Raw genomic sequence first — 25,138 nt, forward strand, 5'->3', positions numbered from 1 at the left:
GCAGCAACCGCATTGGCAATTGCAAGCAATTCAGCCTTGTTCGCGGCAATCGTGTTAGCCATGTTCTTAGTCTTCCTGTGCTTCGTCGTGAATGGGGTCTGCCTCAACTTCGTCGGCCCCATCGCTGTTGATGGGGGCAGTCGACGCAATAAGGCGGTCTGTCAAGAGCAGCTTGGCGCTGCCGATATTGGAAAAGGCGAATGTCAGTCGTCCGGATTTGCGGTCATCGACATGAATATTGTCACCGTCGACGCCAACAATATCGCCACGGATATTCTTGCGGCCGTCCATTGGTTCGGCCAGCTCAACCTTAACCTCATGGCCTGCCCAGTCGGTAAAATCGGCAAGGCGGGTCAATGGCCGGTCAATACCGGGCGAGCTAACCTCAAGCCTGTACGCTTCGACAATCGGGTCAAGCTCGTCAAATTTGTCGGATATACGGTGCGACAGTGCGGCACAATCATCGATGCCAAGCTGCCGCGTATCTGGACGCTCGGCCATCACCTGCAAGGTTGGCTCGTCGCTGCCCTGCCCGCCGGTTTCAAACCACGCGACACGCACCAGCGCAAAGCCGAGCGCTTCTGCTTCGGGTGCAATCAACGCAGTCAGTGTATTCAGGTCAGGCAAATTCAGTCTTTCTATACGGCATGCAAAGCTTCTGGCTGCCAGCCCCTAGTGGCGCTAGCCCTTCCAAGTTCTCACAATGTAAGGATGACAGCCGTATAGCGCCGAACTCTCTTATATGCAAGCCTCTTGCATATACGCCGGTCAGTACCCAACTGCGCTAAGCGGATATTTGAGGAGCACTTATACATGTCGAAATTATCATTCCTAATTGGCGCGTCTTTTTTGGCAGCGGCCTGCCAGTCATCCGTGAGTGATGCAGCGCCCACCGACAATGCATCGCAACCGTTCGATGTCACGGTGATGGCGGACTTTGAAGAGCCTTGGGCGATGACATTCGTTCCCGGCACGCCATATGCGCTGGTGACGGAGAAAAAAGGTAAGCTGAAGCTTTGGAAAAAGGACAGCGCAACTGTCGACGTCACGGGCGTACCCGCAGTCGCCTATGGCGGACAAGGCGGCCTGGGTGATGTCATTCTCCATCCCGACTTTGCGAAAAACAAGTTCGTTTACATCAGCTTTGCTGAAGCAGGCGAAGGCGGGTTCGGCGCTGCTGTCGCGCGCGGCAAGCTTAATGTTTCAGGAAACACGCCGACATTATCCGACGTTCAGGTGATCTGGCGTCAGGAACCAAAAGTTTCAGGCCAAGGCCACTTCGGACACCGTCTGGCATTTGGACCGGACGGTATGTTGTACATCAGCAGCGGTGACCGCCAGAAATTCGACCCTGCCCAAGATCTCAATCAAAATCTTGGCAAAATCGTCCGTCTAACCGATGGCGGCATGGTGCCATCGGACAATCCGTTTTACGACCAAGGCCGCGTGAAGTCGCAAATCTGGTCCTATGGCCACCGCAATCCGCTGGGCATCGCCTTTGATGCGCAGGGGCGTTTGTGGAACCAGGAAATGGGGCCCGCTGGCGGTGACGAGCTAAACCTTGTCAAGAAGGCCGCCAATTATGGCTATCCCACCGTGTCCAATGGTGATCATTATGACGGCCGCAACATCCCCGACCACGCGGCAGGCGATGGTTTTGAAGCACCGAAGCTATTCTGGAACCCGGCGATTTCACCCGGCGGCCTGATGATTTATTCGGGCAATATGTTCAAGGATTGGAAGGGCAGCGCATTTATCGGCGGCCTTGGCGCAAAAGCGTTGGTCCGCGTAAAATTGGACGGTGAAAACGCAACCAAGGCTGACCAATGGAATATGGGCGCCCGCATTCGTGAAGTCGAACAGGGACCAGACGGCGCCATCTGGCTGCTGGAAGACGAGCGTGCCGGATCGCAGGGCCGCCTGCTGAAGCTTACGCCAAAGAGGTAAAACGTGCGGCGGCGCTTAAGGCGCCGCCGTTACAGTTCCTGTTAGGTCCGCAAGAAACGCGCGAACGCGTTTCGCATTCATACCCAGATCGCTGACCCCAACCCGGCTAACCGATCGCATATCGACAATGCTGCCCTCGCCGGTTTCTGATGGACGAACGCGCAGCACCACATCATCCTTAAACTGAAAGAACGCGCTGGTCTCGGTTGCCTCAAAGCGGCCTTCTTCAGGTGAGGACACCGCAACGTCCCAACCACGCGCTTTGGCAAGACGTTCCGCCTTGGCGATGACCATGGGAACCGGTTCATTGCTGCGTACCGAGCGAATATCGCCATAAGCTTTTTGATGCAAAACCGCCCAACGTTGCAGCGGCGTGAGGCCCTTCATATCTTTATCATCCGCGCCGGGAATATTGTCGAGGTTGTCGGCGCGCAATGCCAAGGTCTGAAATGTCGGCGGGTCTGCCAAATCTGTCGAAACATCGTGGATCGCTGGCACGGTCAAGGCCGCCATCAAAAACGTTCCCACCCACGCAACATATGCAAGCGCAACAACCATACCGGTCCATCGACGCGCACGCGGCGGCGGGTTGACAGCTTTACGCGTGCGCCAGCCTTGCACTGCGCCAAGCAATAGGGCGCCAAGGCCCAGCAAAAACGCCCCGGCCACGCCCTTCAATCCAGATGTATATTCCCAATAACCCCAACCGGTTCCAACGGCAGAAACAAGCCCCCAAAAGAGCGCGCAAACGCCAGCGGCCAGGACAATATAGCCCCAATAGTCGATCTTCTTAAGAACAGGCTCAGCCTGCTGCGGGGACGCTGGAGATGCTTGCGCATTCATGGTCTCATGAGGAATGTCTTGCTCGTTCACCAAATTGTCTCCTGCCCTGCATTTTGTAACGGGCGCAGGCTAACCGATGTTCCAGACAAACGCAATTTGCCAAGATTACAGGGCAAGATCATCAATAATCGATTGGACAAATGCTGGCTGCAATGACAGGGGGCCCGCATATGTTTCGTCCAACATCCCTCTCGTGTGATTAATCATGCACGCAACGGCACTCTCGAACCTTGCCGATGGCGTTGTAGACGCGTTGCTGGATGATGCCTTTGGTCTCGACCGCCATCAACGCACCGCTTATCTGTTGCGCAAGGGCATGTCCGCCATTGGCCATTTGTCGCTCGGCATCTTGGACGGCGACGAGCTTGTCGGAAGCATTCAATGTTGGCCGATACGCATCAGCGATGCCGCATTGATATTGGTCGGCCCAGTCGCGGTCGCAAGTCATCGTCAGAATGCGGGCATTGGGACACGGCTCATGCAGCTGATGCTCGACGCAATGCAGCTGGACGATGCACCGATGGTGATGATTGGCGACCCTGAATATTATGGGCGATTTGGATTTAGCGCTGAAGGCACATCGGGTTGGACTTTGCCGGGCCCTTGGGAACCACGCCGACTTTTGCTGCGCAACCGGGCAATGCTGGCCTTGCCGGAACATGGCGTGCTCGGTCCAGCCGACTAAGCTTTGACGACCGTCCGCTTTAGCCGTATCGCCAGTCTATGCCTTACGAAGCCCCTGATCTTGCGAACCTGAGCCTTTCGGACATTGCCGAGCTTGTGGCGGCACGAAAACTGCCGCCGGTCGAAAGCTGGACGCCTGAACAAACAGGCGACAGCGAGATGCGTATCGCTGCCGATGGCAAATGGTATCATCAGGGCGGTGAGATCAAGCGTCCCGCAATGGTCCGCGCTTTTTCGAGCTTGTTGTTATGTGACGCCGATGGAAAGCACTGGCTTGTCACACCGCAACAAAAGCTGACCATCGCGGTCGATGATGCGCCGTTCATTGCGGTTGAATTGCAAAGCGAAGGTGAAGGCAAAGGTCGCACTCTCGCATTCCGATTGAACAGCGACGATCTGGTCTTTGCAGATGCCGACCACGCCATCGAAATGCGCAATGGCCTGCCGTATCTGCATGTGCGCGGCGGACTTTGGGCAAAGCTTGCACGGCCCGTTTATTACGAACTTGCCAACCTTGCGCTTGCCGAAGACGCCGAAGGTGTCACCATCTGCAGCAAAGGTGCGCAATTCAGCTTGATGGCGCCTGCATGAGTTGGCGGCATCGCATACATCAGGCGCTAGACCCCGCGCTGGATATCGAGATTGAGGATGAGCGCTACTTGGGTGACACGGTGCAACATCGTGCCGCTGCCGTCCTTATCCCGATAACCGACCGCGCCGAACCGGGCGTTATTCTCACCCAGCGCCCCACATGGCTGCGCAGCCATGCCGGCCAAGTCGCATTTCCCGGCGGCAAGGTTGATGACAGCGACGAAAGTTCGATCTTTGCGGCATTGCGTGAGGCAGAAGAAGAGTTGAACATACCGCCTGCCCGTGTCGAGGTAATCGGCGTGGCCGACACTTATTATTCAGGCAGCGGGTACAGCATTGCCCCCGTTGTTGGCATCATTCCGCCCGACCTTGAGCTTCAGCCCAACCCGCAAGAGGTGGAAGACTGGTTTGAAGTCCCGCTTGCGTTTCTGCTTGATCCTGCCAATTCCATCAAGAAAGAGGCCAACTGGAATGGGCAGCAGCGAAGCTATTACGACATGCAATGGGGCGAACGGCGGATATGGGGCGTAACGGCGGGGATAATCGCCAATCTGGTGCGGCGGCTGGCATGATTGCGGCACAGCTTCCTCACGCCGAATGGCAACAGGCCGCAGGCTTGAAAAAGGTGCTGGCGCTGTTGGCCGATTCTTATGGTGGCCCCCGATATGTCGGCGGCGCTGTGCGCGACACATTGTTGGGGTTGCCCGTTTCAGACGTTGATATTGCCACCGCATTGTTGCCCGAAACCGTTATGGACCGATTGGAAGCGGGCGGCGTCAAAGCCGTGCCCACGGGGCTGGACCACGGCACAATTACTGCGGTCGTGGACGGCAAGAATTACGAAATCACCACATTACGCCGCGATGTCTCCACCGATGGCCGGCGCGCGACGGTGGCTTTCGCAACCGATTGGCGAGAGGACGCCGCACGGCGGGATTTCACGATCAACGCTCTATATGCTGATCCCCAAACAGGTGAGGTTTTCGATTATTTCGGCGGCTTAACCGATCTTGAAAACGGCTGCCTGCGCTTCATCGGCGACGCGACGCAGCGTATCACCGAGGATTTCCTTCGGATATTGCGGTATTTCCGTTTCCTTGCCCGATTTGGCAGCGGTCCGGTGAACGCGGACGCGATCAACGCCTGCGCACAAGGGGCGCATGGTCTGACGGCGCTGTCACGCGAACGCATTGCGCAAGAACTCGCCCGGTTACTGTCGCTCAAAAACCCAGCCGCGTCTGTCGGCCTCATGATCGACAATGCTATTTTCGCGCCATTTCTTCCCGAACTTTGCAGCGATGCCCACGACCGATTCCAGCGACTTGTTGAACGCGAGCAATTGCACCATCAACCGCTCTCGCTGCCTGCCCGGTTTCTCAGCATATTGGTGACGGATCCCGTCGCGGTCGACAAAGTGGCGGCACGGCTGAAGCTGTCGAACAAAATGCGGGAAAATCTCGCCAACCGTTTGCACGCTGGCGCGCCAACTGAGGGCAACATCCGCGCCATCGCCTATCGTTTTGATAATGACACGGCGCGCGATGTCGCCATGTTGTTTGCGGACGACAATACCCTGCCGCTTTGTCTGTCGCGCTTGGACAATTGGGATAGCCCCATCATGCACATCAAAGGCGGCGATCTAATCAAAATGGGATTGCCCGCTGGTCCACTCGTGGCGAAAACCTTGCAAGAACTCGAAGCTTTCTGGGTTGCCGAAGATTTCCCGGTTTCGGACCGCCAGTCCGAATTGGCGCTTCAGTGTGTTGAGGCCGCCATGTCAGCGGCCAAAAAGGCATAAGCCGCATCTTCGGGCAAAGGGCGCGCAAAATAAAAGCCCTGCCCAACGGAACAGCAAAGGCGGCGTCCACCTGCTCTTCAAAACCGATGCGGCTGCAAAATCCGGTCAGGCTATCGCTCAGCGTTACGCGGCGTTAAGCATAGCGATTGTAAAAGATGTTCACCCCGTGCGTGGTTAATTTACATTAAACCTAATCGAAGCGGTTATTCCTTGGAAAACCTTGCGGCGGAAGTCGACCCGCCGCGCCGCGCGCTACGCGCCACAAAGACATATCGTTTTCCGTGCGCATCCGGCCGCTATCGCCGCCCATTGCCCAGCTGAGCCCTTCGCTCATCTTAAAGCAGACAGCATCTGCAAGGCCGCCATCCTTATAACGCTGCAAGGTAACGCCCTGCCCCTTGGCCATTTCGGGAATTTCACTGAGCGGGAAGACCACCAATTTGCGGTTGTCACCCACAACGGCAACATATTGGTCTTTCAACGTCGCCTCGTCCGTTGTCTCCGCCGGAGCAAGGCGAACGACCGAGAGCTTTGCGCCCGGTTTCAACGTAACGACGCCTCGTCCCTTGCGGGTCTCGGCGATAATGTCGCTCATCCGCGCGATAAAGCCCTTGCCCGTTGAAGCCGCGAGCAACATGCGCCCGTCTGCGACTGCGGGGAACGCAGCAACGATATCGTTCCCGGTTTCGATGTCGATCATTGTGCCAACAGGTTCACCAAAACCGCGGGCACCGGGCAACTTGTCAGCACCCAAGGTGTAAAAACGGCCATTTGCTGTTGCGATCAAGATCTTGTCTGTCGTCTGCGCATGGAATGCAAAGGCGGGGCCATCGCCTTCCTTAAATTTGAAATCGGCGCGCGCAGACAGATCCGCATGTCCCTTCATGGCTTTAATCCAGCCACGTTTTGACATGATAACCGTGACCGGTTCGCGTTCGACAAATGCCTCGAGCGAAATCTCGCGCGCTTGCCCTGCTTCTTCCAGGCTTGTGCGGCGCCGGCCAAGTTCGGTATCTTCACCGTAATTTTTGCGCAGCGCAGTCAGATCTTTTTTCAACCGCGTCTTCTGACGCGCTGGGCTTTCGATCAGCTTGACCAGCTCCTCGCGCTCGGCTTCCAAGCCCTCAAGCTCGCGCCGTAACTCCATTTCTTCCAGCCGGCGGAGCGAACGCAAACGCATATTGAGAATGGCTTCGGCCTGCCGGTCATTCAGCAGGAACTCGGCTATCATAACGGGCTTTGGCTCATCTTCGTTACGGATGATTTCAATGATGCGATCAAGGTTCAGGAACGCAATGATATAACCCTGAAGCAATTCAAGGCGGCTATCGATCTTTTCCAGCCGATGCTGCGATTTGCGCACCAGCACTTCAATTTGGTGTGCCAACCAACGAAGCAAAACTTCGCCCAAGCCCATGACCTTTGGCGTGCGGTCGGCATCGAGCACGTTCATGTTCAACGAGAAGCGCGTTTCAAGGTCCGTAAGGCGGAACAGCGCGTTTTTCAGATCTTCGGGATCGACATTGCGGCTTTTGGGTACAAGCACGATACGAACGCTTTCGTCACTTTCGTCACGAATGTCGTCCAATATGGGCAGCTTTTTATCGGCAATCAGTTGCGCAATTTGCTCGATCAGCTTGCCTTTTTGTACCTGATACGGAATTTCCGACACAACAAGCTGCCACGTGCCGCCGGGCAGTTTTTCCACGCCTGTGGGTTCCCAGCATTTCTCGCTGTCTTGCCAGCCATTTGAAAAACGCGCGCGCACGCGCATAGCACCGCGACCGCTTGCATAGGCTGCGCTTATGACCGCAGGACTGTCTACCAGCACGCCGCCCGTTGCAAAATCGGGTCCCTTGACGATTTCCATCAACTGTTCGTGACGTGCCTGTGGCTCATCGATGAGGAGCATGGCAGCATCGATAATCTCGGCCGCGTTATGCGACGGAATGCTGGTCGCCATGCCGACGGCGATGCCGCTTGCACCATTTGCCAACAAATTGGGGAACAGACCGGGCATAACCTCGGGCTCTTCGTCTTCACCATTGTACGTTGGGCGAAAGTCCGTTGCGTTCTCATCAAGCCCGTTCATCAGCTCAATGGCTGTGCGCGTCAGACGGGCTTCGGTATATCGATACGCCGCCGCATTATCGCCGTCGATATTGCCAAAGTTGCCCTGCCCGTCAACCAGCGGATACCGCAGCGAAAATGTCTGCGCGAGCCGAACCATTGCGTCATAAACGGATTGGTCGCCATGCGGGTGATATTTACCGATAACATCGCCGACAACACGGGCACATTTCTTATATCCGCTCGCTGGATCAAGCTTGAGCAAGCGCATTGCCCATAACAAACGCCGGTGTACCGGCTTCAACCCGTCGCGCAGATCTGGAAGGGAACGCGCGGTGATTGTTGACATGGCGTAGATCAGATAGCGTTCCGATAAAGCCGCATCAAACGGCGCATCGACAATCGCGTCAAATGGATCTTCGGCTGGAGCATCTACTATGTCAGACATATTTGACCCGATAGCGAGCGAACCCGCCGCCGCAAAGCAACGATTTCAGCAATCCACAGCTTAATGCGCTCGGCGCAATATGTTGCGTTGCAATAAAGACACATTTCAGGCGCAAAATTGTAATAAATCACGAGTTTGCTAGAATTTGGCGTAACAAAGTGCCAGCGTCACGTGCGTTAGTAGAAATATACCTACAAAACTGGGGATGATCATGAAAACGTATAAGTTAATTTCTGCACTGGCGGTGACGGTCTCGTCCACCGCGCTGTTCGTGGCGGCCGCCAATCCGGCGTTTGCACAGCAAGATACATCTGCGCAAGCAGCCGAGGCTGAAGAGGCAACCGGTGTAAATGCCATCATCGTGACCGGTACACGCCGGACCGACCGCACCGTTGCCGACAGCACCGTGCCTGTCGATGTCATCTCCGGCGAAGCGCTGCTGAACAGCGGCACAACCGAAACCAACAAGTTGCTGAACCAGCTCGTTCCATCATTCAACTTTCCACAGCCATCTTTGACCGATGGCACTGACTCGCTTCGTCCGGCAACCTTGCGCGGACTTGCACCAGACCAAGTGCTCGTGCTCGTCAACGGCAAGCGTCGTCACCAGTCTGCGTTGGTCAACCTCAACGGTTCAGTCGGTCGCGGATCAACCGCGGTTGATTTGAACACCATTCCGCCGCTCGCGATTGAACGCCTCGAAGTTCTTCGTGACGGTGCTGCATCGCAATATGGTTCCGATGCAATTGCAGGCGTGATCAACATTCAGCTGAAAAAGGGCATTGGCGGACGTGCGCAGGCAACGTTCGGCAAATATATCACCCAGATGGAAGATGTCGGTCAGGTTGATACCGTTTCCTTGACCACTGGCCTTACGGACAACCCGGTCATCACATATACCGGCGAAGACCGGAAACGTCGCGACGGTGACACATACACCTTCGCATCAAACTTTGGCCTACCCTTGGGCGACAGCGGTTATGTAAACCTTACAGCGGAATATAAGGACCGTTCACCCACCAACCGTTCGGGCCCGGACATCCGCCGCAATTATTTCAACGCAGGCGATCCGCGCGAAGCAACCTTCAACCGTTATGCACACCGTTACGGTGACGGCGTGTCGAAGGATCTGAACTTCTTCGTCAACGGCGGATTTGAATTCTCTGACTCAGCAGAATTCTATACCTTCGGCAGCTACGGCATCCGTAACGGGAATGGTGCTGGTTTCTACCGCCGTTCCGCGGACGTACGCAACCGCGACTGGTCCGCGTCCACAACAACCTTTGTGCCCATTTACCCAGACGGCTTCCTTCCCCTTATTGCCAGCGAAATCGAAGACATCTCCGCGGCGGCTGGTCTTCGTGGCGACATGAGCGGATGGGATTATGACCTGTCCGTGGTCTATGGGTCCAACCGTCTAGATTATGAGATCGAAAATACGGTCAACACATCCTTGGGCGGCGCGGTAAGTGCGCGGCAATTTGACGCCGGCGGCCTTCGTTCAGGCCAGACGTCGATCAACCTTGATATGCGCCGCGATTTGGACATCGGCATTGGCCAAAGCGTATCGCTTGCCGTCGGTGGCGAATATCGCAACGAAAATTATAAAATCGTCCCAGGTGAGCTTCAAAGCTACGTCAACGGGCCGTTCTCGGCTGCGCCGTTCAATGCCGCCGGTGGTGCCCAAGTGTTCCCGGGCTTCCGCCCTGCAAACGCGACGGACGTTTCACGCAATAGCTTTGCTGGTTACATCGAACTCGATGCCGATCTCTCCGATAGCTTGACGATGCAATTGGCGGGACGCTACGAACATTTCAGTGACTTTGGCGATACCATCAATGGTAAAGCCGCCGCACGATATGAAATCGTTGATGGCGTGGCTTTGCGCGGCTCCATTTCAACCGGCTTCCGCGCACCAAGCCTCGCCCAGCAATCATTTGCAACCACATCGACCAACAACGTCGGTGGCGTGCTTATCGAAATCGGAACATTCCCGGTTTCATCGCCTGTTGCCGTTGCGCTGGGTGCACAGCCACTCACGCCAGAAAAATCGGTGAATATTGGCGGCGGCGTTACATTCACGCCGGTTAGCGGGCTCAGCATCACTGCGGATTACTACAACATAAAAATCAACGACCGCATCACCTTGACCGAAAACCTGCAAGGAACAGACGTTCTGGCGTTGCTGACGTCAGCCGGTGTGACGGGCGTAAGTTCGGCGCGCTTTTTCATCAACGGTATTGATACCCGCACAACAGGTCTTGATATCGTTGCCAGCTATCGTGTGCCGGAATTCGGCCTCGGCAAATTCCGCGTCAGCGTCGGGTATAATTTGAACAATACCAAAATTACCGACCGCCGCGTATTTTCGGGCTTCACCGCACAGCGTTTGTTCGCACGGCAGGAAAGCTATCGCCTGACCGACGGACAGCCTAAGAACAAGCTGAACGCCACGCTCGATTGGGATTATAACAATCTTGGTATGACACTGCGCACGAACCGTTACGGCGAAGTATTCTTGCCAAGCGGCTTTTCGACATCGGCAAACAATAGCAACATTGCGCTCACTCCCGGGGCTGTCCCAGGCGATATCTTCTTGTCGCCAAAATGGATTACCGACCTTGAGTTCCGCTTCAAACCCGTTGAGTCTGTCTCAATTGCATTTGGCGCGAACAACGTGTTGGACGTGTATCCAGATCGCCTTCCATTCGGAACGGTTGATGGCGTAAGCTATGGCTTGAACAACTCATTCCTGCCGTACAGCTCGCAGTCCCCATTCGGTTTCAGCGGACGGTTTGTCTATGGTCGTGTCTCTATCGACTTCTAAATTGACGACTTTTTGATAAGCAAGGGCGCGGCGTAAAACCCGCGCCCTTCTTTTTTGCGCGCTTCAGGCGCGTCATTTTTGACGCCTTGCGGTGCGCCTGCTAACGGGGCGACGACTCCCGATAGCAGCAGAAAGCGAACAATATGATCCCACGTTATTCCCGCCCCGACATGGTGAAGATCTGGGAGCCTGAAAACCGGTTTCGTATCTGGTTCGAAATTGAAGCACATGCCACCGATGCGCTGGCCGAACGCGGCGTTGTTCCTGCCTCTGCCGCGCAAGCGCTTTGGAAATGGTGGAACACCAACCCAACTATCGATGTCGCGGCCATCGACGCGATTGAGGCCGTCACAAAGCATGATGTTATTGCGTTCCTGACATGGGTCGCAGAACAAGTGGGCGACGAAGCCCGTTTCATGCATCAGGGGATGACATCCTCCGATGTGCTCGACACCTGCTTGGCGGTGCAGCTCACGCAAGCGACCGATCTTTTGCTCGCGGACATGGATGCGTTGCTCGCCGCAATTAAGACGCGCGCCATGGAGCACAAGTTTACGCCAACGATTGGCCGCAGCCATGGTATTCATGCCGAACCCGTCACCTTCGGTATGAAGCTTGCGCAAGCCTATGCCGAGTTCGCACGCGGTCGTGAACGGCTTGTGGCCGCCCGCGCTGAAATCGCGACATGCGCCATTTCGGGCGCAGTCGGTACCTTTGCCAATATCGATCCGGGCGTTGAAGCGCATGTTGCGGCAAAGCTTGGCCTTGCGATTGAGCCTGTATCCACGCAGGTCATTCCGCGTGACCGCCATGCCATGTATTTCGCAACGCTCGGCGTAATCGCCTCGTCCATTGAACGTCTCGCGACCGAAGTGCGCCATTTGCAGCGCACCGAGGTGCTTGAGGCGGAGGAGTATTTCTCGCCGGGTCAAAAGGGCAGCTCTGCCATGCCGCACAAGCGCAACCCTGTGCTGACGGAAAACCTGACTGGCCTTGCCCGTATGGTGCGCGGCTATGTGACGCCTGCTCTGGAAAATGTCGCTTTGTGGCATGAACGCGACATCAGCCACTCAAGCGTCGAACGCTATATCGGGCCCGACGCGACCATCACACTCGATTTCGCCCTTGGCCGGTTGACGGGCGTGATTGATAAGCTGCTGATTTATCCTGAGCGGATGCAAAAGAATCTCGACCGCATGGGCGGCCTTGTCCATTCGCAGCGCGTGCTGCTGGCGCTGACTCAGGCTGGCATCAGCCGCGAGGACAGCTACCGCATCGTTCAACGCAACGCGATGAAGGTTTGGGAATCGGACGGTACAGAATCGCTCATGGAGCTTTTGAAGGCCGATGCAGATGTTTCTGCGAAAATGTCTGCTGAAGAGATCGAAGACCGGTTCAATCTCGATTACCACTTTAAACATATCGACACCATTTTCGAACGGGTATTTGGCTAAGTCTTGGCCGCCGTCAAAATCCGCGGCGGCATAGCTTGGTGGATAGCGCTACCCAAAGGCTTAAACTTGCCATAAGGTAGCAAGACAAGAAGGAGCGGCGGACCGATGCGATTTTTGAAGATGCTCATTTGGGTAACGATCATTATCGGGCTTATCGTGTTCGCAACCAACAACTGGGTGCCAGTTTCGGTCAGCCTATGGGGTGGCCTTCGCCTGGACACCAAATTGCCGGCTTTGGTCATTGCAGCGTTTCTGCTTGGTTTTTTACCGTTGTATTTCCTGCACCTTACGCAGGTGTGGCGCCTGAAAAAGCGCATAATGACGCTTGAGGCGAACCAACGCGGCTCGGCAGTGCCGCCACCGCCTCCAGTGTCCCCTCCCCCTGCATACACCGCTGTGGACATGATATGACCAACCCGATTTTCGTCGCAATCGACACGCCCTATCTGGATGACGCGCTGGAATTGACGCGGCGTATTAAGGACCAGGTCGGCGGGATTAAGCTTGGCCTCGAGTTTTTCTGCGCCAACGGACATCATGGCGTGCACGAAGTGCAAAAGCTCGGCCTTCCGATCTTTCTTGACCTGAAATTGCACGACATTCCCAATACCGTCGCCAAGGCGATGCAGGCGATTAACACCTTGGAGCCAGCCATTGTCACCATCCACGCAGCCGGTGGCCGCGCGATGATGGAAGATGCCAAGGCGGCGGCCGGTGCCCATACCAAAGTTGTCGCTGTCACGGTTCTAACCAGTCTCGACGACCATGACCTTAACCGCGTCGGCGTGTCCGACAGCGCAGACCTTCAGGTCGCCCGACTGGCGGCATTGGCGCAGGAAGCCGGACTCGACGGCATTGTGTGTTCGGGCCACGAAGTGAAAGCGGTTAAAAGGAATTGGAAGGACGGGTTTTTCGTTGTTCCGGGTCTTCGCCCCGCCGACGGCACCAACGCAGATCAAAAACGCACCGTTACCCCGCGCCAGGCACGCGACGACGGGGCAAGCATTTTGGTTATCGGGCGGCCCATTACCAAGGCGGAAAGCCCGGAAGATGCAGCACGGGCCATCATGGGCACGTTGTAACGCAAGACGTGGGCCCCGCGGTTGAGCAAGTTCAGCATGACGGAAGCCTTCGGGTTCGCTAGTTAGCCAGCATGCAAACGCAAATTAAAATCTGTGGCCTGAAAGACGAAGCCAGCATTGACGCTGCGGGAAAAGCTGGCGCCACACATGTTGGCCTTGTCCATTTCGAAAAAAGCCCGCGACATGTCGCGCTTGACCAAGCCGCCGCGTTGCGGATGCGCGCACCCGCCGGTGTAAAGGTCGTCCTGCTGCTCGTAGATGCCGAGCCCGGCTTTACGGCCAAGGCTATCGAAGTGGCCAAACCCGATATCGTGCAATTTCACGGATCGGAAACGCACCAATGGTTGCGCATTTTAAAAAGCGCGGCCGACATCGAAATCTGGAAAGCCTGTGGCGTGAAAGACGCCGCAACGCTTAAGGATGCTGACCAATATGAAGGCGCGGCTGACCTCATCCTATTTGACGCGCCGGCCCAAGCATTGCCCGGGGGCACGGGCACGCGGTTCGACTGGTCCTTGCTCAACCAGCATAAGCACAAGCTGCCTTGGGGCCTTGCCGGTGGCCTGAACCCCGACAATGTTGGTGAAGCCCTACAGCAAACACGCGCGATATTGGTCGATACCTCGTCTGGCGTTGAATCCGCGCCGGGCATCAAGGATATGGACAAGATTGCGGCCTTCTGCCAAGCGGTGCGCAACCATGACAACAGCTGAACTCACACCAAACTCCTTCCGCAACCAACCCGACGATCGCGGCCATTTCGGCCAGTTCGGTGGGCGCTATGTCGCCGAAACGCTCATGCCGCTCGTGCTCGACCTAGAACGCGAATATCGCGCCGCAAAACAGGACCCTGCCTTTGCAGCGCAGTTTGACGATTTGCTGGAGCATTATGTCGGCCGCCCGTCGCCGCTTTATTATGCCGAGCGCCTGACCGAGGAAGTCCGTAAGACCGCCCCCGCAGGCAAAGGCGCGCAGATATGGTTCAAGCGCGACGAGCTGAACCACACAGGCGCGCACAAGATCAACAATTGCATTGGCCAGATACTGCTCGCAATTCGCATGGGTAAGACGCGGATTATCGCAGAAACCGGCGCTGGCCAGCATGGCGTTGCCACGGCAACCGTCTGCGCACGTTTCGGCCTGCCTTGCTTCATTTATATGGGCGCCAAGGACATTGAACGGCAGCAGCCCAATGTCTTCCGCATGCGCTTATTGGGTGCGGAGGTCATTCCCGTCACCAGCGGCGCTGGTACGTTGAAGGACGCAATGAACGAAGGACTTCGCGACTGGGTCGCCAATGTCCACGACACATTCTACATCATCGGCACCGCAGCTGGTCCGCATCCGTACCCTGAGTTGGTCCGCGATTTCCAAAGCGTCATCGGTAAGGAAGCGCGCGCGCAGATGCTGAGCCGCATCAACCGCCTGCCCGATTTGTTGGTCGCTGCCATTGGCGGCGGATCGAACGCCATTGGCCTGTTCCATCCGTTTTTGGACGACAAAGACGTCGAAATGCTTGGCATTGAAGCGGCGGGCCATGGCCTTGAGAAAGAACATGCCGCGAGCCTTGCAGGCGGCCGCCCCGGCATCTTGCACGGCAACAAAACCTATTTGCTTCAGGATGACGACGGCCAAATCGCCGAAGCGCATTCGATTTCGGCTGGCCTCGATTATCCCGGCATTGGCCCAGAGCATAGCTGGCTCAAGGAAATCGGTCGCGTCCGTTATGACAGCGTGACCGACACCGAAGCGCTTGCCGCGTTCCAGTTGCTTTGCCGCACCGAAGGCATCATCCCCGCGCTGGAGCCTGCCCACGCAATTGCGGCGGTGGAACGCGAAGCGAAGAAGATGGATCGTGATCAGATCATCCTCGCGAACCTCTGCGGCCGCGGTGACAAGGATATCTTCACCGTCGCTGAGGCTTTGGGGACTTCGATATGAACGGCTCGACTTTGGTTATCCTGAAACCAGTTCAGGATGACGAGAGGTTGGTTGCATGACCCGCCTCTCCACCGCCTTTGCCAAAGCCCACCCCGCGCTCGTCGCCTTCATCACTGCAGGCGATGGCGACACCGCAGCCAATCTCGATGCACTCGTCGCGGGCGGCGCGGACGTTATCGAACTTGGTATGCCATTCACCGACCCGATGGCCGACGGCCCTGTTATTCAGGAAGCAAACATCCGCAGCCTGAACGCTGGCACCACCACGGCGGATATCTTCGCCCTCGCCTCAGCCTTCCGCAAACGCCATCCAGACACGCCATTGGTGCTGATGGGTTATGCCAACCCGATGACGATCCGTGGCGGCGATTGGTTCGCGTCCGAATGCAACAAAGCGGGTGTCGATGGCGTCATCTGCGTCGACATTCCGCCCGAGGAAGACCCTGAGCTTGGCCCTGCCTTGCGCAGCGCGGGCATTGACCTCATCCGCCTCGCCACGCCCACCACAGACACCGCCCGCTTGCCCGCCGTCCTGAATGGCGCATCTGGCTTCCTATATTATGTGTCGGTCGCCGGTATCACCGGCCTGCAAGTCGCGGCGCAGACCAGCATTGATGAGGCGGTGGCGCGGCTAAAGGCCCATACCGATCTGCCCATCGCGGTTGGCTTTGGCGTCCGCACACCTGAACAAGCCGCCAACATTGCACGCGTTGCCGATGGCGTTGTCGTTGGTTCCGCAATCGTCGAACTCGTCGCCAAGCATGGCGTCAACGCCGCTGGTCCGGTCCGCGATTATGTGGCATCCCTGAAGCAAGCAATCGTCACAGCCAGAAAGGCCTCCGCATGAACTGGGTCACCCGCGTCCGCAACGCCATTCCCTTCATCGCCAAGCGCGAAACGGCGGAAACACTCTGGCACAAGTGCAAGGGCTGTCAGGCGATGATCTTCCTCAAGGAATTTGAGGAAAACCAGTCTGTCTGTCCAAAATGTGACCATCATGGCCGCATTGGCCCCGCTGAGCGCTTTGCCGCATTGTTTGATGACGACAGCTACGATGTGCTTAAGCCGCCCGTTGTCGGCGAAGACCCGTTGAAGTTCAAAGATACAAAGAAATATATCGATCGCATCAAAGCCGCCCGCCTCGCAACGGGTGAGCAAGACGCGATGATGAGCGCGCTCGGTAAAATCGACGGCCAAGCGGTTGTTGTCAGTGTTCAGGATTTCGCCTTCATGGGCGGTTCCATGGGCATGGCGGTCGGTGAGGCATTCATTGACGCTGTAAAGGCCGCGATCCGCGCCAAATGCCCGTACATCATCTTCACAGCCGCAGGCGGTGCACGTATGCAAGAGGGCATATTGAGCCTGATGCAGATGCCGCGTTCAACTGTTGCCATTCAGATGCTGCATGATGCGGGACTGCCCTACATCGTTGTACTCACGGACCCCACCACCGGCGGCGTTACCGCGTCATACGCAATGCTGGGCGATGTCCAGATTGCCGAACCCGGCGCGCTCATCGGTTTTGCCGGACAGCGGGTGATCGAGCAGACAATTCGTGAGAAACTGCCCGAAGGATTCCAGCGCGCCGAATATCTTTTGGAGCATGGCATGATCGACATGGTCACCCACCGCCACGACCTGCGCGGCGTATTGTCGCAGCTCGTCGGATACCTCGCGCCAGAGAAGAAGGCGGCATAAGTAAACGACAACCAATCTATATTGTCATTCCCGCATGCCTGACCACGCCATTTCCTCTGACCCTGCTGTACAGGCGCAATTGGACCGGCTGACCATGTTGTCGCCTGGCAAGGATGTCTTGGGGCTGACGCGTATTGCGGCGTTGCTGGAACGCCTCGGTAATCCGCACCTCAATCTTCCGCCGGTATTCCATGTCTCTGGCACCAACGGCAAAGGTTCGACCTGCGCGTTTTTGCGCGGGGCGATTGAAGCGGCGGGTATGACGACGCATGTCTATTCAAGCCCGCATCTGGTGCGTTTCAATGAGCGGATCCGCGTTGCGGGCAAGTTGATTGATGACGCAACTCTCTCCGCGCTGCTTTCGGAGGTTTTGGACCATGCCGAGGGGCTGGAAGCGAGCTTCTTTGAAGTCACCACCGCAGTTGCCTTTTGCGCCTTTGCGCGGAAGCCAGCCGATGCGTGCATCGTCGAAGTCGGATTGGGTGGCCGGTTAGATGCAACCAACGTACTCACCCAGCCGGTGGCGTGCGGAATAGCATCCTTGGGATTGGATCATGAAGCTTTCTTGCTGGCGGCGGAGGATGGTGTTCCCGATATGCCGCCGCTTGACCGCATCGCCTTTGAAAAGGCGGGAATTGCAAAGTCCGGATCGCCTCTGCTTACGCAAAAATATTCAGCATCGATGGCCAACACCGTTGCCACGCAAGCCACTTTGCACAACGCACCGTTGCACGCGCGCGGCGACAGCTGGGATGCGGCGGTCTATGATGGCCGTCTGCATTACCGCGACGCCGCCGGAAAGCTCAACCTGCCCCTTCCCCGCATGACAGGCGCACATCAGGCCGACAATGCGGCTTTGGCCATTGCAATGCTGCGCCATCAAAACGCCATCCATATTCCAGAGGCAGCGCTGTCTGCCGCGATGGAGTGGACACGCTGGCCGGCACGGATGCAAACATTGTCTGCAGGGCCGCTGACTGACCAACTGCCGACGGGTTCAACCGTCTGGCTCGACGGCGGGCACAACCCCGATGCCGGGGCGGCGATCGCCAAAACGCTTGAAGACGGCGCGCCCGTTCACGTCATCATCGGGATGTTGATGAACAAGGACGCACTTGGTTTCCTGACGCCGTTCGCACACAAAATTGCATCACTATACGCCGTGCCGATAGCGGGCCATGAACATCATGATCCGTTGGATTTGTGCCGGATAGCGAAAGACCAAATTGGTGTCGCATTGGCCGCCCCTGTGGGCGACGTTGACGCAGCGATGGAACGCATTGCAAGCCATCGCCAGCCATCGAATGTGTTAATCTGCGGCTCGCTCTATCTCGCCGGTGAAGTGTTACGCGCGAACGACCAAAGTCCAGACTGACTTTAAGGCTGCGTCACCTTCTTAGGCTGCCCCTTCCATGCCAGCAATCCACCCGCCACTAACAGCACAGCAAATCCCAAAGTAAGGTTCGCCGCGAATTCCAGCGGCTGCGACAGCAATAGCCCGATGAGGCCCGCCACCACGAGCAAGAATCCGAAGATACGCAATGGCCCGACCGGTTCCTTCAAAGCCTTCTCGTCCACCGCCTCAACCTGATGAATGCTTTGGACGACATAGCCTTTGCTCCACAACAGCCAGAGCAAGACCATACCCGGAATGGCTGCGACGACGGTAAAGCCCCAGAAGCCCACCCAGCCGATATTCTCCGCAACAATCCCCGCAGGACCGGCCATGAACGTACGGCCAACGCCCGCAAAGGACGACAGCAGCGCAAATTGCGTTGCGGTATAGGCGATGCTCGATAGTCCGGACAAATAGGTCGCAAATACCGTCAGGCCGATACCGCTGGTCAAATTCTCGGTGCAGATGGCCGCAACCATCATCCAATAATTGTTACCCGTCGCCGCCAAGATCATGAACATGACATTGGAGAACATCATCAACAGACCAGAAATCAGCAGCGCGCGGCCCATGCCAAGCCACAGGATGAATGGCGCACCGATCGCGGAGCCTACAATCAAAGCAGCATATCCCCATATCTTGTTGGCAGTGATATAGTCGGTGTCGGAAAAGCCGAGATCAACGATCATGGGCCCCAACATCGTCTGTCCCATGGCATCCCCAACCTTGTACACCAGAACAAAACCAAGGATGATGAACGCGCCATGCCGCGTGAGGAACTCGCGGAACGGGTTGACCACCATTTCGCGAAGCCACTCGCGGGGCTTCATTCCGGCCGCTTCGGCATAACGGTCAACAAATTTGCCGGGTCCGATGATGAAAGCCCCGATGATTGCCGGAATGATGCAAAATGCGGTCAAGCCATAAGCGTTTGCCCAGCCCAGCCCGAGGCCTTCGTTAGAAGCAAGATAGATCGTCCCCGCGCCAGCGATCAGGTTACCGGTGCGATAGCCAAACTGGTTTGTCGCGGTGCCGTGGGCAAATTCTTCTTCGTTCAATATCTCAATACGATAGGCGTCGATGACGATATCCTGCGTCGCTGAAAGAAACGCCGTAATCAGTGCCCAGAAGGCAAAAACGCCCATGTTGCCCTGCTGCGGGTTGCTCGCGCCTAGCTGCCAGACCGAAACGAAAAGCAGACCTTGGACCAGGAAAAGCCAACCACGCCGTTGACCGAAGGTTTTTGTCAGAAACGGGAGGGGTAGCTTGTCGATCAACGGTGCCCACAGGAATTTCAGCGTGTAAGGAATGCCCAAAGCGACCGCAAAACCGATCGTCGCAGTGTCGATACCCACGCGCGCTAGCCAGAATGTCATAGTTGCAATCAACAATGTCAGTGGAAAGCCGCTCGAAATGCCGAGAAGGAAAGCGACGAGCGGTGCCTTGCGCAAATACGGGCGAAAGGACTTTATCGTAAGGGCAGCGATAACGACGCCGCCGATTACGACGGCAAAAATGATAAAACGTTGCAAATCAACTGACATGCGGACCCCTCTGAGCGTGTTGCGCAAATGACTAACGGCATTTTCCTGAATGGCCAGTGACTTTTGAAGCAACATGCGTCAAAGGCGCTTTATGGTAAAACCTCCTTCAAAAGCCCCTGCCCGTCCAGCCAAGCCACCGCGCCTGCGTTGGGACAGCAAACCCGTCCGTAAGCCCAACCCGAACGCCGCGCCAAGCAAGGGTGCGTTGGAGCGTAAGGATGGCGAAGAACGCATCGCAAAGCTGCTCGCGCGCGCGGGTGTCGCGTCGCGTCGCGAAATCGAACGCATGATTGCCGATGGCCGTGTGACGTTGAATGATGAGAAGGTCGAAACCCCTGCAACATTGCTAAAATCGCTGCGCGGTGTGGCTGTGGATGGCAAGGCAGTGGGCCAACCTGCGCCGACACAATTGTACATGTTCCATAAGCCCGAGGGCTGCCTGACGGCCGAACGCGACTTTAGCGGGCGTAAGACGATTTACGACGTTCTACCTAAAGACCTGCCGCGCCTGATGCCCATTGGGCGGTTGGATTTGAACACTGAAGGCTTGTTGCTGCTCACCAATGACGGTGAATTCAAACGCCAGATGGAATTACCGTCAACTGGCGTGGAGCGGACATATCGCGCACGCTGCTTTGGCGACGTCAGTCAGGAACAGCTGGAAGAGCTGATCCACGGTATTGAAATTGAAGGCGTCAAATATGGCAAAATCGACGCCAATCTGGAGCGTCGGACGGGCCGCAATGGTTGGGTTGAAATGACGCTGACCGAGGGCAAGAACCGCGAAGTGCGCCGTGTCCTTGAACATCTTGGACTCGAAGTCAGCCGCCTAATCCGCACGCGCTATGGACCGTTCGTATTGGGCGAGCTTGCACCCGGCACTGTCGGCGAAGTGCGCCGCGTTGACCTCATCGAATTTCGAAAGACATTGAAATAATGCGGATCATTTCGGGGGAGTGGCGTTCACGTCCGTTGGTGGCGCCCAAGGGTGATACGACAAGGCCAACCGCCGATCGTACGCGTGAGACATTGTTTTCCATGCTCACCAGTCGGCTGGGTTCATTCGAAGATTTGCGGGTGCTCGACCTGTTTGCAGGCTCAGGCGCGCTGGGGCTTGAGGCTTTGTCACGCGGCGCGGCGCATTGCACCTTTGTCGAGCAGGACCATCTCGCACTTGATGCGCTTGAAAAGAATATCGCAAAGCTCGGCGGCAAAGACCGATGCGATGTCCGCAAATCATCGGTACTGTCGATGGGCAGCGCCCTGAAGCCCGCGGACATCGTCCTGATGGACCCACCCTATTTGAGTGGCGCTGGGTCGGTAGCGCTCGACAAGCTTGGCCGCTTTGGATGGTTCGCACCCTCCGCATGGATTAGCGTCGAGACCAGCATCAAAGAGGATGTCGAGGTCAAGGGCTTCACTGTAGATACCGTGCGCAATGTCGGCAAGGCACGGATCACATTGCTGCGTCCGGATCATGAACAGGCATGAAAGCCGCGCCAAGCCGGCGGCGGCGTGTTGATTGCGGCCGGCCTTGTGATCCTGGACGGGCGGCTATTTCGCCGGGCGTAGCATCCAAAGCCCGGCAAGGCTGCACAGCGCAATAGCAGCCAGATAATAGCCGACATATTCGAGGCCTGATTCCGATAGTTTCAAAGCGATGTTAGGGGCCAGCGCGCCACCCAATATCCCCGCTGCGTTGAAGCAAATCGATGCACCCGTATAGCGCACCCGCGCAGCGAACAGCCCCGGCAGCCATGCGCCAAGTGGTCCGTAAACCAGCCCCATCACAAAGAGCAGCAGCGAAAGATACATCCCGGTGAGCATCAGGTCACCGCTGCCCAGCCAAGGCCCGGTTGTGAAACTTGCGCCAACCAGCGCCGCACATCCAATCGCTAGCACCCGGGCCGGGCTGGTCCGATCGGCCCAGTAACCCGAAACAATGATACCAGCGGCCATGAACAGGATCGAGATGAGCTGGATGCCCAGAAAGGCCTCGCGCGCGATGCCCAATTTGGTTGTGCCATAGCCGAGCGCGAAAGCGGTCGAGAGATAAAAGATCGCAAAGCAGGCGATCGCCGCAAATGTGCCGCCGAACAGTTGGCGTGGATGGGTGCGCACAACCTCTGCCATGGGAACGCGCGGCGGCGGAGCTTCTTTCAGTGCTGCGGCAAATGCTGGCGTTTCGGTCAAACGAAGGCGGACCCACATACCAATGCCGACCAGAAGCGCGCTCAACAAAAATGGAAGGCGCCAGCCCCATTCACGGAAATCGGAATCGCTGAGTATGAGGCCAAGTATCAGGAACAGGCCGTTCGAAAGGATGAAACCCACAGGCGCGCCGAGTTGCGGGAACATTCCATAGCGCGCGGCCTTGCCCTTGGGTGCATTTTCAACCGCAAGCAACGCTGCTCCGCCCCATTCGCCGCCAAGTCCAAAGCCCTGACCGAAACGCAAAAGGCATAAAAGCGCCGGCGCGATCCAACCGGCAACGGCGTAGGTCGGCAGCAGCGCAATTAGAAAAGTCGATACGCCCATGATCATCAACGACCAGACAAGCGTTGCCTTGCGCCCAATGCGGTCGCCATAATGACCAAATACCAGCGCGCCAACCGGCCGGGCGATAAAGGCCAACGCAAAGGTCAGCCAGCTTTGCAGCAACTGAGCCTCGGGGCTCGATTGCGGAAAGAATAGCGGGCCGAAGACCAGCGAAGCCGCCGTTGCGAAAATATAAAAATCATAAAATTCGACAGCCGTTCCGGCCATGGCCGCGCCAAGAATCCGACGATGCGACGGTTCAGGCGCGGTTGCGGCTTCACCTGCGTTGGTGGTTGTCATTGTGCTCCCCCCTTGTCCTACATTTCTGCTGGCACCGACGGCGGCGAAAGGAAAGCGGAAAAGTGCATTGCCCTTCGATGATCTGTTCCCTAATCGTTCGCACGTGAATCATCCCTCCCCCGCCCCGACGCCGCCTTGGTTGGACGGTTTGAACGCGCCGCAGCGCGAAGCCGTTTTGACAACCGAAGGCCCCGTGCTTCTGCTGGCCGGAGCGGGCACAGGCAAAACGGCCGCATTAACCGCCCGAATGGCGCAGATTTTGTACACGCGCCTTGCATGGCCGTCCGAAATTCTCGCGGTGACCTTCACCAACAAGGCCGCGCGCGAAATGCGTGAGCGCATTGGCGCGATGGTCGGCTCCGCAGTGGAAGGCATGCCATGGCTGGGCACGTTCCACAGCATTGGGGCAAAGCTGCTTCGCCGCCACGCCGAAATAATCGGGCTACAGAGCAATTTCACGATTATCGACACCGATGATCAGATCAGATTGCTCAAGCAGCTGATCCAGTCGGAAGATTTGGACGAGAAACGATTTCCGGCGCGCGGGCTTGCCGCATTATTGGACAAATGGAAAAACGCGGGCAAGTCACCGGCAGATTTGGACGCTGGCGATAATGAGGCTTTCGCCAATGGTAAGGGGCAACGGATGTACGCGCTTTATCAGGCGCGTCTGCTTGCCCTGAACGCGTGCGACTTTGGCGACTTGCTGTTGCACGGGTTGAATCTGTTGAAGAACAACCGCGATATCCTCGAAAAATATCAGGCCCAGTTTAAATATATTCTTGTCGACGAATATCAGGATACGAACGCCGTCCAATATCTCTGGCTGCGCCTGCTCGCCCAAAAACGCAAAAATATTTGCTGCGTCGGTGACGATGACCAAAGCATTTATTCATGGCGCGGCGCAGAGGTTGCCAACATCTTGCGTTTTGAAAAGGATTTCCCCGGCGCGAAGACGATTAAGCTCGAACAGAATTATCGCAGCACGCCGCATATTCTCGCAGCAGCCTCTGGCCTCATCGACGCCAACAGCACGCGCCTGGGTAAGACATTGTGGACGGAACTCGACGATGGCGAAAAGGTCCGCATCATCGGGGTCTGGGACGGTCCAGAAGAAGCGCGCCGCGTCGGCGAAGAAATTGAAGCGTTGCAATATAAAGGCGAGAGCCTCGACAGCGTGGCTATACTCGTGCGCGCGCAACACCAGACCCGTGAATTCGAAGACCGCTTCATACAAATCGGCGTTAACTATCGGATAGTCGGCGGTTTTCGCTTTTACGAACGCGCCGAAATTCGTGATGCCATTGCCTATTTGCGTATCGTAAACCAGCCGGCCGACGACTTGGCGTTCGAACGTATTGTCAACGTGCCCAAACGCGGTATCGGCGACAAAGCGGTCGAGAAAATCCACATTGTTGCCCGCGCCGAGCGCGCGCCGCTATCGGTCGCCGCAGCGCGATTGGTTGGAACCGATGAGCTAACGGGCAAGGCACGCAAATCGCTCGCCGATCTGGTGGTCGATATCGCCCGCTGGCGCGATGAAGCAGCGCATATGTCGCCAGCGAACCTGACGCGGCTGATCATGGATGAATGCGGTTACACGGCGGTGTTGCAGGCAGAACGCAGCACCGAAGCATCGGCCCGCCTCGAAAACCTAAGCGAACTTGCGCGCGCGATGGAAGAATATGAAACGCTGGGCGAATTTTTAGAGCATGTCAGCCTGGTTATGGACAATGACCGCGGCGATACCGGCGCAAGCGTGACGATCATGACCATTCATGCCGCCAAGGGCCTTGAATATGACAATGTCTTCCTCGTCGGATGGGAGGAAGGGATATTCCCATCGCAACGTGCGCTTGATGAAGGCGGCCTTGCTTCGTTGGAGGAAGAACGCCGGCTGGCCTATGTCGCGATAACGCGCGCAAAACGCCGGTGCACCATCATCCATGCGGCAAACCGGCGCATTTATGGCCAATG

The 25,138-nt window shown here is 56.8% G+C and carries 22 protein-coding genes; 17 read left to right on the forward strand and 5 right to left on the reverse strand.

Features of this window, described 5'->3' with window-relative positions; genetic code table 11:
* Nucleotides 1–66 precede the first annotated feature (66 nt).
* Nucleotides 67–627: a ribosome maturation protein RimP gene (gene rimP, locus ACIQ5B_RS04105; RefSeq protein ID WP_397597918.1), complete on the reverse strand. Its 561-nt coding sequence runs from the start codon at nt 625–627 to the stop codon at nt 67–69.
* Nucleotides 628–813: 186 nt separating this feature from the next.
* Here rimP and ACIQ5B_RS04110 point away from each other — a divergent pair, with 186 nt between their 5' ends.
* The gene (locus ACIQ5B_RS04110) at nt 814–1,947 is read left to right on the forward strand and encodes a PQQ-dependent sugar dehydrogenase (protein WP_397597919.1); all 1,134 of its coding nucleotides are present in this window, start codon (nt 814–816) and stop codon (nt 1,945–1,947) included.
* A 15-nt stretch (nt 1,948–1,962) separates the two neighbouring features.
* Here ACIQ5B_RS04110 and ACIQ5B_RS04115 read toward each other — a convergent pair whose 3' ends face one another.
* Nucleotides 1,963–2,820, reverse strand: a complete 858-nt coding sequence (locus ACIQ5B_RS04115; protein WP_397597920.1) for a DUF1499 domain-containing protein — start codon at nt 2,818–2,820, stop codon at nt 1,963–1,965.
* A gap of 175 nt (nt 2,821–2,995) precedes the next feature.
* Between ACIQ5B_RS04115 and ACIQ5B_RS04120 the strand changes: the two genes are divergently transcribed.
* From ACIQ5B_RS04120 to ACIQ5B_RS04135, 4 genes are read left to right on the forward strand one after another with little or no spacing between them, the layout of a single operon-like run.
* Nucleotides 2,996–3,475 (forward strand): GNAT family N-acetyltransferase, encoded by a 480-nt coding sequence (locus ACIQ5B_RS04120; protein WP_397597921.1) that lies wholly within the window; start codon nt 2,996–2,998, stop codon nt 3,473–3,475.
* 38 nt (nt 3,476–3,513) lie between these two features.
* The gene (locus ACIQ5B_RS04125; RefSeq protein ID WP_397597922.1) at nt 3,514–4,065 is read left to right on the forward strand and encodes a DUF1285 domain-containing protein; all 552 of its coding nucleotides are present in this window, start codon (nt 3,514–3,516) and stop codon (nt 4,063–4,065) included.
* On the forward strand, nt 4,062–4,637 hold the full coding sequence (locus ACIQ5B_RS04130) for a CoA pyrophosphatase (protein ID WP_397597923.1): 576 nt from the start codon (nt 4,062–4,064) through the stop codon (nt 4,635–4,637). Before ACIQ5B_RS04125 ends, ACIQ5B_RS04130 begins: the two co-directional genes overlap by 4 nt.
* A complete protein-coding gene (locus tag ACIQ5B_RS04135) occupies nt 4,637–5,863 on the forward strand; it encodes a CCA tRNA nucleotidyltransferase (RefSeq protein WP_397597935.1) in 1,227 nt (408 codons plus the stop codon). The genes ACIQ5B_RS04130 and ACIQ5B_RS04135 overlap by 1 nt, the downstream gene beginning before the upstream one ends.
* 190 nt (nt 5,864–6,053) lie before the next feature.
* On the opposite strand, the gene parC is transcribed toward ACIQ5B_RS04135, so the two are convergent.
* On the reverse strand, nt 6,054–8,381 hold the full coding sequence (parC, locus tag ACIQ5B_RS04140; RefSeq protein WP_397597924.1) for a DNA topoisomerase IV subunit A: 2,328 nt from the start codon (nt 8,379–8,381) through the stop codon (nt 6,054–6,056).
* A gap of 211 nt (nt 8,382–8,592) precedes the next feature.
* Between parC and ACIQ5B_RS04145 the strand changes: the two genes are divergently transcribed.
* The 9 genes from ACIQ5B_RS04145 (at nt 8,593) to ACIQ5B_RS04185 (ending at nt 18,758) form a co-directional block, all read left to right on the forward strand.
* Nucleotides 8,593–11,208 (forward strand): TonB-dependent receptor plug domain-containing protein, encoded by a 2,616-nt coding sequence (locus tag ACIQ5B_RS04145; protein WP_397597925.1) that lies wholly within the window; start codon nt 8,593–8,595, stop codon nt 11,206–11,208.
* A gap of 143 nt (nt 11,209–11,351) precedes the next feature.
* Nucleotides 11,352–12,662, forward strand: coding sequence for an adenylosuccinate lyase (gene purB / locus ACIQ5B_RS04150; RefSeq protein WP_397597926.1), 1,311 nt, complete (start codon nt 11,352–11,354; stop codon nt 12,660–12,662).
* 105 nt (nt 12,663–12,767) lie between these two features.
* Nucleotides 12,768–13,073 (forward strand): hypothetical protein, encoded by a 306-nt coding sequence (locus ACIQ5B_RS04155; RefSeq protein WP_397597927.1) that lies wholly within the window; start codon nt 12,768–12,770, stop codon nt 13,071–13,073.
* Nucleotides 13,070–13,744: an orotidine-5'-phosphate decarboxylase gene (gene pyrF, locus ACIQ5B_RS04160; protein ID WP_397597928.1), complete on the forward strand. Its 675-nt coding sequence runs from the start codon at nt 13,070–13,072 to the stop codon at nt 13,742–13,744. The genes ACIQ5B_RS04155 and pyrF overlap by 4 nt, the downstream gene beginning before the upstream one ends.
* Before the next feature lie 71 nt (nt 13,745–13,815).
* Nucleotides 13,816–14,457, forward strand: coding sequence for a phosphoribosylanthranilate isomerase (locus tag ACIQ5B_RS04165; protein ID WP_397597929.1), 642 nt, complete (start codon nt 13,816–13,818; stop codon nt 14,455–14,457).
* Nucleotides 14,444–15,685, forward strand: coding sequence for a tryptophan synthase subunit beta (gene trpB, locus ACIQ5B_RS04170; RefSeq protein ID WP_397597930.1), 1,242 nt, complete (start codon nt 14,444–14,446; stop codon nt 15,683–15,685). Before ACIQ5B_RS04165 ends, trpB begins: the two co-directional genes overlap by 14 nt.
* 55 nt (nt 15,686–15,740) lie before the next feature.
* Nucleotides 15,741–16,532, forward strand: coding sequence for a tryptophan synthase subunit alpha (trpA, locus tag ACIQ5B_RS04175; protein WP_395629381.1), 792 nt, complete (start codon nt 15,741–15,743; stop codon nt 16,530–16,532).
* Nucleotides 16,529–17,383 carry an acetyl-CoA carboxylase, carboxyltransferase subunit beta gene (gene accD / locus ACIQ5B_RS04180; RefSeq protein ID WP_397597931.1) on the forward strand — a complete coding sequence of 285 codons (855 nt, stop codon included), beginning with the start codon at nt 16,529–16,531 and terminating at the stop codon, nt 17,381–17,383. Before trpA ends, accD begins: the two co-directional genes overlap by 4 nt.
* A 34-nt stretch (nt 17,384–17,417) precedes the next feature.
* Entirely contained in the window at nt 17,418–18,758 is a 1,341-nt protein-coding gene (locus ACIQ5B_RS04185; protein WP_395629379.1) for a bifunctional folylpolyglutamate synthase/dihydrofolate synthase, read from the forward strand.
* Between the two features lie 2 nt (nt 18,759–18,760).
* On the opposite strand, the gene ACIQ5B_RS04190 is transcribed toward ACIQ5B_RS04185, so the two are convergent.
* Nucleotides 18,761–20,323 (reverse strand): AmpG family muropeptide MFS transporter, encoded by a 1,563-nt coding sequence (locus ACIQ5B_RS04190; RefSeq protein WP_397597932.1) that lies wholly within the window; start codon nt 20,321–20,323, stop codon nt 18,761–18,763.
* Nucleotides 20,324–20,414: 91 nt separating this feature from the next.
* Between ACIQ5B_RS04190 and ACIQ5B_RS04195 the strand changes: the two genes are divergently transcribed.
* Together ACIQ5B_RS04195 and rsmD are read left to right on the forward strand one after the other, a co-directional pair.
* Complete coding sequence (locus ACIQ5B_RS04195) at nt 20,415–21,260, forward strand: pseudouridine synthase (protein WP_324477307.1); 846 nt, start codon at nt 20,415–20,417, stop codon at nt 21,258–21,260.
* Nucleotides 21,260–21,814, forward strand: coding sequence for a 16S rRNA (guanine(966)-N(2))-methyltransferase RsmD (rsmD, locus tag ACIQ5B_RS04200; protein WP_395628603.1), 555 nt, complete (start codon nt 21,260–21,262; stop codon nt 21,812–21,814). Before ACIQ5B_RS04195 ends, rsmD begins: the two co-directional genes overlap by 1 nt.
* A 63-nt stretch (nt 21,815–21,877) precedes the next feature.
* On the opposite strand, the gene ACIQ5B_RS04205 is transcribed toward rsmD, so the two are convergent.
* Complete coding sequence (locus ACIQ5B_RS04205; protein ID WP_397597933.1) at nt 21,878–23,161, reverse strand: MFS transporter; 1,284 nt, start codon at nt 23,159–23,161, stop codon at nt 21,878–21,880.
* Nucleotides 23,162–23,264: 103 nt separating this feature from the next.
* Here ACIQ5B_RS04205 and ACIQ5B_RS04210 point away from each other — a divergent pair.
* A partial coding sequence (locus ACIQ5B_RS04210; protein ID WP_397597934.1) for an ATP-dependent helicase occupies nt 23,265–25,138 on the forward strand: 1,874 nt, incomplete at its 3' end.

The sequence above is a fragment of the Sphingorhabdus sp. genome (assembly GCF_044374345.1).
GTDB lineage: Bacteria > Pseudomonadota > Alphaproteobacteria > Sphingomonadales > Sphingomonadaceae > Sphingorhabdus_B.

Coding starts and splice junctions, on each gene's coding strand:
- ACIQ5B_RS04110 (WP_397597919.1), top strand. CDS start 814: ATGTCGAAATTATCATTCCTAATTGGCGCGTCTTTTTTGGCAGCGGCC.
- ACIQ5B_RS04120 (WP_397597921.1), top strand. CDS start 2,996: ATGCACGCAACGGCACTCTCGAACCTTGCCGATGGCGTTGTAGACGCG.
- ACIQ5B_RS04125 (WP_397597922.1), top strand. CDS start 3,514: ATGCCTTACGAAGCCCCTGATCTTGCGAACCTGAGCCTTTCGGACATT.
- ACIQ5B_RS04130 (WP_397597923.1), top strand. CDS start 4,062: ATGAGTTGGCGGCATCGCATACATCAGGCGCTAGACCCCGCGCTGGAT.
- parC (WP_397597924.1), bottom strand. CDS start 8,381: ATGTCTGACATAGTAGATGCTCCAGCCGAAGATCCATTTGACGCGATT.
- ACIQ5B_RS04145 (WP_397597925.1), top strand. CDS start 8,593: ATGAAAACGTATAAGTTAATTTCTGCACTGGCGGTGACGGTCTCGTCC.
- purB (WP_397597926.1), top strand. CDS start 11,352: ATGATCCCACGTTATTCCCGCCCCGACATGGTGAAGATCTGGGAGCCT.
- ACIQ5B_RS04155 (WP_397597927.1), top strand. CDS start 12,768: ATGCGATTTTTGAAGATGCTCATTTGGGTAACGATCATTATCGGGCTT.
- pyrF (WP_397597928.1), top strand. CDS start 13,070: ATGACCAACCCGATTTTCGTCGCAATCGACACGCCCTATCTGGATGAC.
- ACIQ5B_RS04165 (WP_397597929.1), top strand. CDS start 13,816: ATGCAAACGCAAATTAAAATCTGTGGCCTGAAAGACGAAGCCAGCATT.
- trpB (WP_397597930.1), top strand. CDS start 14,444: ATGACAACAGCTGAACTCACACCAAACTCCTTCCGCAACCAACCCGAC.
- trpA (WP_395629381.1), top strand. CDS start 15,741: ATGACCCGCCTCTCCACCGCCTTTGCCAAAGCCCACCCCGCGCTCGTC.
- accD (WP_397597931.1), top strand. CDS start 16,529: ATGAACTGGGTCACCCGCGTCCGCAACGCCATTCCCTTCATCGCCAAG.
- ACIQ5B_RS04185 (WP_395629379.1), top strand. CDS start 17,418: ATGCCTGACCACGCCATTTCCTCTGACCCTGCTGTACAGGCGCAATTG.
- ACIQ5B_RS04190 (WP_397597932.1), bottom strand. CDS start 20,323: ATGTCAGTTGATTTGCAACGTTTTATCATTTTTGCCGTCGTAATCGGC.
- ACIQ5B_RS04195 (WP_324477307.1), top strand. CDS start 20,415: ATGGTAAAACCTCCTTCAAAAGCCCCTGCCCGTCCAGCCAAGCCACCG.
- rsmD (WP_395628603.1), top strand. CDS start 21,260: ATGCGGATCATTTCGGGGGAGTGGCGTTCACGTCCGTTGGTGGCGCCC.
- ACIQ5B_RS04205 (WP_397597933.1), bottom strand. CDS start 23,161: ATGACAACCACCAACGCAGGTGAAGCCGCAACCGCGCCTGAACCGTCG.